At 71.4% G+C, this 13,540-nt stretch carries 7 protein-coding genes; 3 read left to right on the top strand and 4 right to left on the bottom strand.

Going from position 1 to position 13,540, the window contains the following annotated elements; translation table 11 throughout:
- Both FIF60_RS20630 and FIF60_RS20625 read left to right on the top strand, forming a co-directional pair.
- The coding region (locus FIF60_RS20630) for a [protein-PII] uridylyltransferase family protein (RefSeq protein WP_456305163.1) at positions 1-512 on the top strand (512 nt) is incomplete at its 5' end.
- 180 nt (positions 513-692) lie between these two features.
- Positions 693-1,277: a peroxiredoxin gene (locus FIF60_RS20625; RefSeq protein ID WP_144300175.1), complete on the top strand. Its 585-nt coding sequence runs from the start codon at positions 693-695 to the stop codon at positions 1,275-1,277.
- Between the two features lie 3 nt (positions 1,278-1,280).
- Here the strand turns inward: FIF60_RS20625 and FIF60_RS21795 are convergent, their stop codons facing one another.
- The 4 genes from FIF60_RS21795 to FIF60_RS20600 form a co-directional block, all read right to left on the bottom strand.
- A complete protein-coding gene (locus tag FIF60_RS21795) occupies positions 1,281-5,246 on the bottom strand; it encodes a cellulase family glycosylhydrolase (RefSeq protein WP_158639328.1) in 3,966 nt (1,321 codons plus the stop codon).
- A 137-nt stretch (positions 5,247-5,383) separates the two neighbouring features.
- Positions 5,384-6,518 (bottom strand): peptide chain release factor 2 gene (prfB, locus tag FIF60_RS20610; RefSeq protein ID WP_144300174.1). Its coding sequence is split into 2 segments (ribosomal slippage): positions 5,384-6,448 and positions 6,450-6,518, totalling 1,134 coding nucleotides; the frame shifts between segments, so codons are not numbered across the junction.
- Positions 6,519-6,554: 36 nt separating this feature from the next.
- Positions 6,555-9,227 (bottom strand): penicillin-binding protein 1A, encoded by a 2,673-nt coding sequence (locus FIF60_RS20605; RefSeq protein ID WP_144300173.1) that lies wholly within the window; start codon positions 9,225-9,227, stop codon positions 6,555-6,557.
- Between the two features lie 115 nt (positions 9,228-9,342).
- On the bottom strand, positions 9,343-10,545 hold the full coding sequence (locus FIF60_RS20600) for an N-acetylmuramoyl-L-alanine amidase (RefSeq protein ID WP_144300172.1): 1,203 nt from the start codon (positions 10,543-10,545) through the stop codon (positions 9,343-9,345).
- A gap of 489 nt (positions 10,546-11,034) precedes the next feature.
- On the opposite strand from FIF60_RS20600, the gene FIF60_RS20595 reads away from it, so the two are divergent.
- On the top strand, positions 11,035-13,540 hold a 2,506-nt coding region (locus FIF60_RS20595; protein ID WP_144300171.1), incomplete at its 3' end, for a ribonuclease E/G.

The raw sequence follows: 13,540 nt of genomic DNA, 5'->3' as shown, positions 1-13,540 counted from the left end.
AGCGCGTGGCCGCGGCGATCCGCGCCGCGCTGACCCGCCGGCGTGACCCGGACAAGCTGCGCGCCGACGCCGCCGCGCTGCGCGGGCGCATCGCGCGCGACCTCGCCCCGTTCGGGCCGCTCGACGTGAAGTACCGGGAGGGCGGGCTGCTCGAGCTCGAGTTCGTCGCCCAGGTGCTGCAGTTGATCCACGCGCCGGACAACCTTTCGGTTCTCGCAACCGGAACGGTCGAGGCGCTTGACCGGCTCGCGGCGGCGGGGGTGCTCGCCGAGGCCGAGCATGCGGCGCTGATGCGCGCCTCGCGCCTCTACCGCACCGTGCAGGGCCTGTTGCGGCTGACCATCGGCAAGCCGCGCGCGGAGGCCGACCTGCCGCGCCCCGTCGCGGATGCGATCGCGCGGGCCGCCGGCGTGGTTGACCTCGCCCAGGTCACCGCCCAGATCAGCGCGTGCGCGGCGGAGGTGCGCGCCGCCTTCCTCCGCCATGTCGGGCAGCCAACGGCGGCGCAATGATGATGAGACGGAACGGACGGGTCCGTTCCGCCGACAGGGAACAGCACGATGGCGACGAAGCCAGCAAACACCGCAACGAAGAAGACGACCGCCAAGCTCGCGCCGGCGAAGAAGCCGGACGCCAAGCCCGCAGCTGGAACAGCGGCTGCGAAACCGGCCAAGCCTGCCGGGGCAAAGCCCATGCCGGCCAAGGCATCGGCAGCGATAGCATTGCCAGCGAAGGCATCGGCAGCGAAGTCACCGGCAGCGAAGTCACCGGCGAAGGCCGCGAAGCCCGCCGCCGCGCCGCCCCCTGGCGCCGGCCCCGCGGAGGGTGACCGCGCACCCGCCTTCTCGCTTCCCGCAACGGGCGGCCGCACCGCCTCGAGCGAGGCGCTGAAGGGCAAGCCCTTCGTCGTCTACTTCTACCCGAAGGCCGACACGCCCGGCTGCACCACCGAGGCTTGCGACTTCAACGAGGCGCTGACGCAGTTCAAGGGGCTCGGCCTCGACGTGATCGGCATCTCCAGGGATGCGATGCCCGCGCTCGAGAAGTTCGCGGCCAAATACAAGCTGTCCTTCCCCCTCGCCTCCGACCCGGAGAACGCCACCGCGCAGGGCTATGGCGCCTGGGGCGAGAAGGTGTTCATGGGCCGGCGCTCGATCGGCCTGCTGCGCTCGACCTTCCTCGTCGACAAGGAAGGCCGCATCGCCAGGGCCTGGAAGAGGGTGAAGGTGGACGGCCACGCCGCAGAGGTGCTCGCCGCGGCGAAGGCGCTCGGCTGAGCCTCACGCCCACACCAGGTCATCCGCCCCGAGCGTGGTGACGCCAGCGATCGTGAAGCTCTCCGACATCGCCACCCCGCCCTGCACGTAGCTCACGCGCCAGAGCCCCTCGCCCTGGTGCGTGAGCGTCGCGCCCGCACCGAACCCCTCGAGCACGAGCCAGTCTCCGCCCTGGCCGCCCGCGCCGGCGAAGCCGAGGATGACGTCGCCCTGCATTTCGCCCGGCCGCAGGATGAACGTGTCGCGGCCGGATCCTCCCTCCATCCCGTCCGCGCCCGGCCCGCCATCGAGCACAGCACCGCCGCCGCCGGTGAAGACGAGCACGTCGTCACCCGCGCCGCCTTCGAGCCGCCCTGTGGTGATGGCGCCGTGGCCGTGCACCGTCACGCGGTCATTCCCCGCGCCGGCGGAGACGAGGATCGCCGCGCCGCCATCGGCGTTGTTGGCACAGGCCTCGACGGTGACGACATCGTCGCCTGCGCCGGTGGCGAGCTCTGCCCGCTTCGCCCCGGTGACATTGAGTGCGGTCGCGGCCTCGCCGCCGACGAAGCCGACATGCACGGCATTGGCGATGCGAACCGCCCCGCCCGCATCATGTGCGACGAGGACGTTCTTGATGCTGTTCCATGCGGACAACACGACCACCTCGGTGCCGCCCGCCCCATCACCCGAGACCAGCACGCGCGCATCGGCCGGCACATCGGCAAGCGCGGCGAGATCGGTGGCCGTGAGCTCGCGCGCCGCCCTCGCCTCTCCCGTCCATGCGCCGGCCCCTCCCGGCATCGCAGTTCCGGCCATGGTGTTCGTGAGGGTGACGGTGGTGGGCTGTGGCCCGAGCGTGAGCGCGACCTGCGCTTGGAGCACATTACCCCACGGGTCCGTCACCACTAGGTCGAGCGGGAGGACGGCCTCGTCCGGCAGCGTCGTTCCGGGCTTGAGGCTGATCGCGCCCGTCGTGGCGTCGATGACGAAGGGCGACGATGCGGCCTCCGCGAGCGCCCAGGTGAAGCCTGTCGTCTCCGTCGCCCCCTCGGCGCGGGCGATGCCGAGCACGCCGGGGCCGCCGCCCGCGCCGATCGCGATCGCAGCCGTTGCGGCGATCCCCGCGAGCTCGCTCGCCCGATGGCGCGCGCCATCGGCGAACACGACATGCTCGACGCCGCTGAGGATGTCGGTGCCGTCGGGCCCCACGGCGCGGATGAAGCGGCCCGAGGCATCGCTTCCCGCGGTGAAGCGCGTCTCGCCATGGAGGCCGGAGAGCTGGACGGTATCGATGCCCGCACCGCCGATGATCACGTCATTGCCCGGGCCGGATGCGATCACGTCGTCTCCCGCGCCCGCATCGATCACCGCGCTGGTCCAGGCGGAGGCGGAGGTCAGCGTAATCCTGTCGTCGCCCACGCCTGTGTCGATCGAGAAGCGCGCGCCGTCCGCCGAGTTGGCAACCGCATCGATCCAGATCACGTCGTCGCCCGCGCCGGTGCGGATCGTGCCACGCTTGGCGTCGGTCACGCCCAGCGACAGCGGCGCGCCTCCCGTCGCCTCGACATCGACGCTGACGAAGTTCGCGACGACGAGCCTGCCGCCGTCGGGGTCACGGACGAACACGTTCTTCAGGCCGTTCCAGTCGGAGGCGAGCACGATCGACGTCGCACCCGCGGCATCGGCGCTGAGGGATACGCGCGCGCCGGACGGCGTTCCAGGAAGCGACAGAGCAGCGCCGGTGAGGGTCACGTCGCTTCCGGCGGCCACCTCCCCTGTCCAGCCAGGCGTCCGCACCTGGCTGAAACCATCCGCCGCCCGGCCGTTGGAGAACGTCACGACGCTCGCCGCCGGCGTGCCGGGCGTCGGCGCAGCGAGGCCGTCCGGCACGACGACCCGCAGCATCGCGCCGGTGATGTTGCCGGCTTCGTCCACCACGCCTAGGCCGATGCGGTGGCTTTCGCCCACATGCACGGGAGCGCCGGGGCGAAGCGTGACGATGCCGCTGTAGGGATCGATCGCGAACCGGCCGCCGGTCGTGTCGGAGAGGAAGAAGGTGAGCGGCCGGCCTTCGGGGTCGACCGCACGGGCGCGCGCGACCTCGCCGGGCGCGAGCGCCTCGGTCGAGACGGTGACGCCCTCCGGCGCACGATCTCCCCACAACTCGCCGAAGCGCGCGACCGTTCCGTCTCCGAACAGCACGTGCTCGAACCCACGAAGCTTGTCGGTTCCGCCAGGCCCCACCGCCTCGAGGTAGCGGCCGGCGGAATCCTCCTTCAGAGCGAAGCTCCAGGCGGAGCGGGGACCGGGCAGTTCCACCGTGTCGATGCCGACATCGCCGCGCAGGTCCTCGTTGCCTGTTCCCGAGACGATCCAGTCATCGCCGCTGCCGCCGGAGAACAGCCCGTTCAGCCCGCCGCCGATGACGATGCGGTCGTTGCCCGCACCGGCCCACACCTCGTAGCTCGCGCTGACGAGGCCCATGTTGGCGGCGGTGCGCGCGACGCCGAGCGTGATCACGTCGTCGCCCGCGCCGCTGCTGATGTATCCGGTGCCGCCGACATTCGCCGTCACGGGCGAGAAGGCCGTGACGGTGATGCCGTCCGCGCCGTCGCCGGTCATGATCCTGTGGTGCATCGCCTCGACGGCGACGGTCGAGGCGCCGCCCTTGCCGAGATCGACCCAGGCGCGCTCGAAGCCGCGGAGCGTGACGCGGCCCGCCCCGTCATCCTCGACGCCGACATTCCGCACGGAGAGCCAGGCGCCGAGGTTGCGCACGGTGAGCCCACCCGAGGCGTCATGCAGAACCGAGACGGAGGCGCCTTGCGTTGCCGCCGCGCCCAGCTCGGCCGTGCCGAGGGTGCGCGACGTGCCGGCGGCTGGTTCGAACGCTGCGCCGGTCCATGCCCGCCAGAGATCCTGCGTCGAGCCGGCCGCAAAGGTCAGCGTGAGCGGATCGTCGCCTCTCGAGCCGGCAATCCCGAGCGCCTCGCGCAGCGCGGGGTCGATCGGCGAGAGGCCGCTCTCCGTGCGCTCGTAGAGACCGTAGAGCCCGTGCGTCTGCCAAGCGGTCCAGCCGAGGCCGTGGCGCTCGAACCCCTCCGTCACGGCAGCGAAATAGGCGAGCCGCGAGGCCTCCGGCGCGGAGGCAAGGACGCCGAACTCGCCGATATGCAGCGTCATGCCGCGCGCGTCCGCCACGCGCGCGAAGGCATCGATGGTCGATTTCAGCGCCGCGCCGCTGCTGACGCTGTCGCCGTAGTACCAGCCGACGACGCCGCCGGGAGACGATCCGACGAGCTCGGGGCTCGACGGCCAGTGGGAGACGCCGGCGGTCTGGTTGGTGAACACCGTCGGGAAGTAGGTGTGCACGGAATAGAGGAGGTTGTCGTCGCGATAGGCAACGCTGTCCTGCAATCCGCCCTGTTGCGACCATGACCCGCCCGAGATGAGGTTTGCCGCGGTCATGATCGTCATGTCGGGCGAGGCCTCACGGATCGCCGCGATCAGCCGCGCCTCGAGGGCGGACCATTCCGCCTGCGAGGGGAAGGAGGGCTCGTTGGTCGTCTCGATGACGATCCGTTCCGTGCCGAACTTCGCCGTGACATGCGCCGCGTAGGCGCCGATCGCCGCGACATGCGCCTCCGTCATCTCGGGCACGTCCTCGGCACGGATGGTCGAGGTCGGCGCGACGACCACGCCGAGCCCGGCGGCGAGCGCGTTGGCGATGGTGGCGTCGGCCTTGGCGATCAGCCAATCGCGCTCGAGCTCCGCCGGATAGTCGGCGAGATTGCCGTCGGTCGCGCGCGCATCGAAGTAGATGCGCACGTGGTCGAACCCGTCATCCTTCAGCCGCTGCATCTCCGCGAGCGAGAGCACGGGTTCGGACCAGAGCGTCCAGCCCTGCAGGTTGATGCCCTGGCCGAGCGAGGAAAGGAGCGTCTCAGGCACCGCCCCGGGGCGGTAACCATCTTCGGGGCGGATCATCATCGTTCTCCGGCGCTGCAATGGTGTCGCGAGACACTCCTAGCGACCGGAACGTGAATCAATCGTGGTCGCGCGACCGATCGTGATCGCGCGTGATCCGAAGTGATGGACTGAACGGTGGAGCGGCTGGTGAGCGCTCAGCGCTCGGCCTGGGCGCTCGCCTCCGACCGTGTGCTGTTGACGCGCTGCGCGAGCGCGGCCGACATGAAGTCGTCGAGATCCCCGTCGAGCACGGCGTCCGGCGTGCCCTTCTCGACCCCCGTCCGCAGGTCCTTGACCATCTGATAGGGCTGCAGGACGTAGCTGCGGATCTGGTGGCCCCAGCCGATCTCTGTCTTCACGGGCGCTGCGGCCTGCGCCGCCTGCTCGCGCTTCTGTAGCTCGAGCTCGTAGAGGCGGGCGCGCAGCATGTCCATCGCGATGGCACGGTTCTGGTGCTGGCTGCGCTCCTGGCTGCTCTCGACGACGATGCCGGTCGGCACGTGCTTCATGCGCACCTTGCTCTCGACCTTGTTCACGTTCTGCCCGCCCGCGCCGGAGGAGCGCATCGTCTCCACCTCGAGATCGGCGTCGCGGATGTCGATCGCGATCGTGTCGTCGACGACGGGCGAGACGCCGACCGAGGCGAAGGAGGTCTGGCGCCGTGCGTTCGAATCGAACGGGCTGATGCGCACCAGGCGGTGCACGCCGCTCTCCATCTTCAGCCAGCCATAGGCGTTCGGCCCCTCGACGCGCAGCGTCATCGACTTGATGCCGGCCTGCTCGCCGTCGGAGCGCTCGATCACGTCGACCTTGTAGCCATGCGCTTGCGCCCAGCGCATGTACATGCGCGCGAGCATCTCCGCCCAGTCCTGCGCATCGACGCCGCCCGCGCCGGCATTGATCTCGACGAAGCAGTCATTGCCGTCGGCCTCGCCGGACAGGAGGCTCTCGATCTCGCGGCGGCGCGCTTCGTCCGCGAGGCGCCGGAGGTCGGCCTCCGCGGCGGCGATCGTCGCCTCGTCCTCCTCCGCCTCGGCAAGCTCGATCAGGCCGATCGCGTCCTCGACCTCACGCTCGAGCCTCTGCACGCCTTCGATGGCGGAGGCCAGGCGATTGCGCTCGCGCATCAGCTTCTGCGCGGCGTCGGGCTTCTCCCAGAGGGAAGGGTCCTCGGCCCGGGCGTTCAGTTCCTCGAGGCGGACGACGGCCTCGTCCCAGTCAAAGATGCCTCCTCAGCAGACCCACCGAAGCGGCGATCTGCTCATTCAGCGCGGCGATCTCGGCGCGCATGGCGCACTGTCCTCCGATCTCGGAATGCGGGCCGCGTCAGTACAGCCCGCCAAGCCCCGCGTCCAGCGCCGCTGCGGGTCGCCGCGAGGGCAGCGCATTGCCCTCGCCGTCCGCCCCGGCCTGCGCTCCGAGGCCGTAGAGCACGCCCTCCGCGGCGCCGGCCGCGCCAGGCTCGGTGCCGGGCTTGAAGGCTTCCATGATGGCGTTGCGCTCGCCCGGACCGGCGGGCTCGCCCGTCTCTGCGTTGACGCGCACCATCCTGAGCCCGGGCGGCGTGCGGAACGGCAGGGCCGGGCGCCCCTTCAGCGCCTCGCGCATGAAGGCGGAGAACACGGGCGCGGCGACCACGCCGCCTGCCTCATTGTTGCCGAGGGGCTGCGGCTCGTCGAAGCCGATCCAGATCGCGGCGACCAGGTCGGGCGTGAAGCCGACGAACCAGGCATCGAGGAAGTCGTTCGTCGTGCCGGTCTTGCCAGCAGCCGGCCGGTCGATCGCCGCGCGTCCGCCGGTGCCGCGCTGGATCACGCCCTGCAGCATCGAGACCATCTGGAAGGCGCTGGCCGGGTCGGTCGCACGGGAGCGGTTGTCGGGGGCCTCGGGGGGAGCGGCGGAGGGCTGGGCGTCGGTGCAGCCCGTGCAGTCGCGGCCGTCGGCGCGGTAGATCACCTGGCCCTGCCGGTCCTGCACCGTGTCGATCAGCGTCGGCGTCACGGCGCGCCCGCCATTGACGAAGGCGGCGAAGCCGGCGGCCATGCGGATGACCGTCGTCTCGCCGGCGCCGAGGGCCATCGAGTAGCTGCGCTGCATGTCGGGGATCACACCGGTCCGCGCCGCAACGGAAGCCACCGCTTCGAGGCCGACCATCTCGGCAAGCCGGATGGTCATCAGGTTTTTCGATTTCTCCATGCCGACGCGCATCGGCGTCGGGCCGCCGAACTCGCCGGCGTTGTAGTTGGTCGGACGCCAACGCCCGAGCCCGGGGCCCTGGTCGACCACGAAGGGCGCATCGAGGATCCGCTGCACCGGCGACATGTTGCGCTCGAGCGCGGCCAGATAGACGAAGGGCTTGAAGCTCGAGCCGGTCTGCCGGTTCGCCTGGGTGGCGCGGTTGAACCAGCTCCTCTCGAAGTTCCAGCCGCCGGAGAGCGCGAGCACACGGCCGGTGTGTGGGTCGAGCGCGACGAGCGCACCCTCGACGAGCGGCATCTGACGCAGCGCCAGACGCTCGGGAAGGGCGGCGCGGGCCGCCCGGCCGCGCGCGGCGGCGATGGCAGGCTCGGCCTCGAGCACCTCGACGAGAACGACATCGCCCGGCGAGACCACTTCGGCGGGACGGCGCGGCTGTGGGCCGAGGCGATTCTCGGGCAGCGCCTTCCGTGCCCACGCCATCTCCGACATCGGCAGCGGCAGGATGCGCGGCTGCGGCGGCACGCCCGGGCGCGCCCCGCGCTCGAGCAGGCCGAGGCGGGCCTCCTGGTCGGTCACCTCGAGCACGATCGCGGTGCGCCAGCCAGGCAGCGCGCCTGCGGGGCGGGCGACGGCGGCGAGCCTCTCCGTCCAGGCAGTGCGGAGCTGCTCGGCAGGAAGCTCGACCTGCGCGACCGGGCCACGCCAGCCGCCGCGGCGGCGGTCATAGGCGATGAGGCCGTCACGCAGCGCGCGATCGGCCGCTTCCTGCATCACCGGGTCGAGGCTGGTGCGGACGGTGAGCCCGCCCTGCGTCGTCTCCTCCTGGCCGAACCGGTCGATCAGCTGGCGGCGCACCTCCTCGGCGAAATACTCGGCCGGAACGCGCTCGGCGAAGCGGCCCGGGCGGACGGTGACCGGCTCGGCCTTCGCGGCTTCCGCCGCTTCGGCGGTGATCACGCGGTCATCGGCCATGCGGTCGAGCACCCAGTCGCGCCGGCCCTTCGCCGCCTCGGGGAAGCGGAACGGGTTGTAGTTGTTCGGCGCCTTGGGCAGGGCCGCGAGAAACGCCACTTCGGCCGGGGTGAGCTCGTCGAGCGCTTTGCCGAAATAGGCCATCGAGGCCGCGGCGACGCCGTAGGCGCCCTGGCCCAGGAAGATCTCGTTCAGGTAGAGCTCGAGGATCCGCTGCTTCGGCAGCACCTCCTCGATCTTGAGCGCGAGGATCGCCTCGCGCGCCTTGCGCGCGAGGCTGACCTCGTTCGACAGCAGCATGTTCTTGGCGACCTGCTGCGTGATGGTGGAGGCGCCGACGGGGCGGCGGCCCTGGCCCATCTGCTGCAGATTGGTGACCGCCGCGCGCGCAATGGCGAGTAGGTCGATGCCAGGGTGGGACCAGAAGTTCTGGTCCTCGGCCGACACGAAAGCATCCTGCACGAGCTTCGGGATCGCCACGATCGGCACGAACACCCGGCGCTCGGTCGCAAGCTCCGCGAGCAAGCGCGAATCGCCGGCATAGACGCGGCTCATGACGGGCGGCTCGTAATCGGTGAGGCGGGCATGGTCGGGCAGGTCGCGCGCGAAATGCTGCCAGGCGATCACCGCGCCGATGCCGCCGAACACAGCGAGCACGAGGGCGGCGGAGAACAGGAAGGTGACGAAGCGCGCGAAGGCGCCACGCCGCCGCTTGCGGACCTTGCGTGGCTTTGCGGGCTGCGGGGCCCCGTCGTCGGGCGTTTCCGGGTGGGGCGCGGCCTTGCCGGAACCGCGCCCGCGCGCGGCGAGAGGTTGGTCAGCGTGCATGGGCTCCCGATACCATGTTGCGGCGCGTCGCGGCAGCGGCAAGAGGCGCCGCATGCGGAACAAACGCGCGTGTGTGGGCGCGGTTTCCTGCCATTCTACCGGAGGTTGAGCCGCGTCATCCCGCGGTCTGGATCGCCCCGACTTCGCCGAACCATCCCTCGATCGCACGCCCCATCGCGGCGGCCAGCACGCGCCTGTGTTCGGGTCGGCGCAGCAGCGCCTCGTCGGTCCTGTTCGAAATGAAGCCCATCTCGACAAGGACGGAGGGGATGTCGGGCGCCTTCAGGACCATGAACCCGGCGAAGCGATGGCTGTTCGGAAGCATCGGCACCTCGCGGGAGAGGTTCGCGACGGTTGCACGGGCCATGCGCGCGGAGCCGTTCAGCGTATCGCGGCGGACAAGGGATATGAGGATCTGGGCCGCCTCTGGGCTGACATCGGCGAAGGCGGGGCCAGCGAAGCGGTCCGCCCCGTTCTCGTTGCGCGCGACGCGCTCGGCAAGCGGGTCGGAGGCACGTTCCGACAGGGTGTAGACCGAGGCACCGCGGACGGAGCGGTCATCGAGCGCGTCGGCGTGGATCGAGACGAAGAGATCGGCGCCGGCCTTCTGTGCCGCTCGCACCCGGTCGGGCAGCGGCACGAACACGTCGCGCGTGCGCGTCATCGCCACGCGCACCTTGCCGCCACGCTCGAGCACGCGGCGAAGCTCGGCCGCGGCCGAGAGGGTGATGTGCTTCTCGTGGGTGCGCCGGGCGCCGATCGCGCCCGGGTCGCGCCCGCCATGGCCCGGGTCGATCATCACGAGCGGCACGCGCGGTGGTGGCGGCGGCGGCCGCGCGGCTGCCTCCTGCACCGCCTGCGCCTGATCGTTTCCCGCGGTCTGGCGGAGGAAGATCGACTGCGAGGCAGGGTTGAGCGCGATCAGCAGCGTGGCGCCGCGGCCGGTGCCGGCGATCTCGGCCCGGGCGACCGCGACGGGGCGGGCGAGATCGAGCACGACGCGGGTCACGCCTGGCCGGTTCAGCCCGACGCGCACGCCGCGCACGAGCCCCGCCCCGGCCGGCGGCTCGCCCCCCGCCCAGGCAAGCCCGGGAAGGTCGATGACCACCCTCGGCGGATTGGCGAGCGTGAACAGGGAGAAGCGCGGCGCCTCGCCTGTGGCCAGCGCAAGCTCCGTTGTTGCGCCCTCATGCGTGAGGGTCGCGCCGGTCGCCTGGATGGTGGCGAGCGCACGCGTGGCGAGCGTAGCGGCGGGAAGCACCAGCGTGGCGCGCACCCCCGCCATAACCACGAAGCGCCGCCCGAAGCCGCGCCGCATCCTTCACCTTTCCCGACGGTGGATCGGTTTGAGCAGGAAGCCTATCAAATCTTTCCGTGGCTTGCCATGACTTGCTGAAGTGCTGCCGCAAGTGTTCGGGCGCCGCGTGATCCCCTTGTGATCGGGGGCCGCATGCGCCATTGTGCGCCACCCGCGCGGACACCTGCTGCGCCGCCGCGATTCCCTATGAGGGTGCGCGGCCGTGCTCCGGCCCGCGGGTGCCGCGCCTGACGTGCCGGACGGGCCTTGCCCGCGAGGCCTTCGTCGTTCTGTGCGGCACCTGCGCCAGGGCCACCGTACCCGCCGGGCTCTTGCCACCGGGCGCATGCCGCGCCCGCCGGAACGGAACGATGACCGGACGCGACCGCCGCGCCGCCCCACTTCCCCGGACCGCCGCTTTCGCCGGTGGCCCCCTGCAATCACCTTGCCGCCGCGGCAGGACACCGGCCATGCGCCTCGGTTCCGCCTCGGCGCGGAGACATCTGATCCATGACCAAGCGCATGCTGATCGACGCGACGCACCCGGAGGAGACCCGTGTCGTCGTCCTTGACGGCAACCGGCTCGAAGAATTCGACGTCGAGACGTCCACCAAGCAGACCCTCAAGGGCAACATCTACCTCGCCCGGGTGGTGAGGGTCGAACCGAGCCTCCAGGCCGCGTTCGTCGAGTTCGGCGGCAACCGCCACGGCTTTCTCGCCTTTGGCGAGATCCACCCAGACTACTACCAGATCCCCGTCGCAGACCGTGAAAGGCTGCTTGCGCTGGCCGAGCAGGAAGCGGCCGAGGACGAGGAGCACGACGAGGAGGACGAGGCGCAGCCCCGGGCCGCGCCCGCCGCCTCCGAAGCGGGGCAGGAGACCCAGCCGGAGGATTTTGTGGCTCCGGCCGAGGACGCGGCCCCCGAGCCGGAGACCGCGCTCGCCCTGCCGACCACGCCGCTCGACATCCCGCCCTTCGACGCGCCCGAGCCCCCTAGTACCGAGAGCGCCGCACCAGAGCCCGCCCCAACGCCCGACCTTCCCCCCGCGCCCGCGACGACGGCGGAGGACGGCACCGAGGCCACGCCGCAGACCCGCCCGCCTTCCGCCCAGCCCGCCCGCATCGACAGCGAGACCGTCTCTGTCGACCCGGACGCCCTGCCGCAGAACGCAGAGGCCGCGCAGCCAGGCGCGAGCGAGCATGCCGACCAGCCCGAAGCCAGCCACGCAGAGGAGGCCGCGTCTGACGAGGCCCCTGGTCGCAGCGGCGCAGGGATTGCCGAGGTGGTGTCCGAGCCGGTCGCGCCGGAGACGATCGGCGGCGGCGAGGCGGCGGAGGAGGACCGGCCCCGCCGGGTCAACGCGCGCTTCCTGCGCAACTACAAGATCCAGGAAGTCATCAAGCGGCGGCAGATCTTGCTAGTCCAGGTGGTGAAGGAGGAGCGCGGCACGAAGGGTGCGGCGCTGACCACCTATCTCTCCCTCGCGGGCCGCTACTGCGTGCTGATGCCCAACACGCCGCGCGGCGGCGGCATCAGCCGCAAGATCTCCTCCGCCGCCGACCGCAAGCGCCTGCGCGAGATCATGACCGAACTCGCGCTGCCGAAGGGCATGGGCATCATCGTGCGTACCGCAGGCGCGGCCCGCCCCAAGGCCGAGATCAAGCGCGACTGCGAGTACCTGCTCCGCCTCTGGGACAGCATCCGCGAAACCACGCTGGCCTCCGTCGCGCCCTCGCTGATCTACGAGGAGGCGAACCTCATCAAGCGCGCGATCCGCGATGTCTATTCGCGCGATGTCGACGAGGTGCTGGTCGACGGCGAGGAGGCCTACCGCACCACCAAGGACTTCATGCGCATGCTGATTCCCTCGCATGCGAAGAAGGTGCAACTCTACCGCGACGGCGGCGTGCCCCTGTTCGCCCGCGCCGGCGTCGAGGCGCAGCTCGACGCGATGCATTCCCCGCGGGTCGAGCTCCGCTCCGGCGGGTCGATCGTGATCAACCAGACAGAGGCGCTCGTCGCGATCGACGTGAACTCGGGGCGCGCGACGCGCGAGCGAAACATCGAGGAAACCGCGCTCAAGACCAATCTCGAGGCGGCGGACGAGATCGCCCGGCAGCTTCGCCTGCGCGACCTCGCCGGCCTCATCGTCATCGACTTCATCGACATGGAGAACAGCCGGAACAACGCGGCTGTCGAGCGGCGCCTCAAGGAGGCGCTGAAGAACGACCGGGCGCGGATCCAGGTCGGCCGCATCAGCCATTTCGGGTTGATGGAGATGAGCCGCCAGAGGCTCCGCCCGAGCCTGACCGAGACGGCCTTCATCACCTGCCCGCACTGCGCCGGCACCGGGCTCGTGCGCTCGACCGAGAGCGCTGCGGTGCAGGTGCTGCGCGCGATCGAGGACGAGGCGGCGAAGCGCCGCGCGGGCGAGATCGTCGTGCGCTGCGCCGGGGCGGTTGCGCTCTACCTTCTCAACATGAAGCGCTACCGCCTGACAGAGCTCGAGGCCGCCTTCGCGATGCGCATCCTGTTCGCGGCCGACGACACGCTCCTGCCTCCTGCGCTCAAGATCGAGCGGACCAAGCCGCCCTCTCTCGTCGCCCCGGCCCGCGCCACGCCCGCCGCCCTGCCGCCGCCGATGCCGGTGATGGAGGAGGAGGACGAGTCCGAGGAGGACGATGCGGGCGAGGAGTCCGAGGAGGAGGGCGCGGAAAGCGGGGCAGAGCGGCCGCCGCGCACGGAGGCGCAGGACGCGGCGGAAGGCGAGCGCCGGCGCCGGCGCCGACGCCGGCGCCGCGGCCGCCGCGACGAGCCGGGCGCGCCCTCGAATGGCGGTCAGGCTGCCGGCTCCACGCCGCCCGCCGGGCTCGGCGACCAGCCCGATCTTGGCGGCACGCAGGCTGCCGCCGAGGCGTCTGAGACGGAGACGCCTGACGCGGGCGAGGCCGAGCCGCAGGGTGCCGAGCCAGGCGGCGAGACCGACGAGGAGGGACGCGCGCGGCGCCGCCGTG

Origin of the sequence: Elioraea rosea (assembly GCF_007644105.1) — a bacterium.
Lineage (GTDB): Bacteria > Pseudomonadota > Alphaproteobacteria > Acetobacterales > Acetobacteraceae > Elioraea_A > Elioraea_A rosea.
This window is presented reverse-complemented; position numbering and strand designations above follow the sequence as displayed.

Coding starts and splice junctions, on each gene's coding strand:
- FIF60_RS20625 (WP_144300175.1), top strand. CDS start 693: ATGCCGGCCAAGGCATCGGCAGCGATAGCATTGCCAGCGAAGGCATCG.
- FIF60_RS20600 (WP_144300172.1), bottom strand. CDS start 10,545: ATGCGGCGCGGCTTCGGGCGGCGCTTCGTGGTTATGGCGGGGGTGCGC.
- FIF60_RS20605 (WP_144300173.1), bottom strand. CDS start 9,227: ATGCACGCTGACCAACCTCTCGCCGCGCGCGGGCGCGGTTCCGGCAAG.
- FIF60_RS21795 (WP_158639328.1), bottom strand. CDS start 5,246: ATGATCCGCCCCGAAGATGGTTACCGCCCCGGGGCGGTGCCTGAGACG.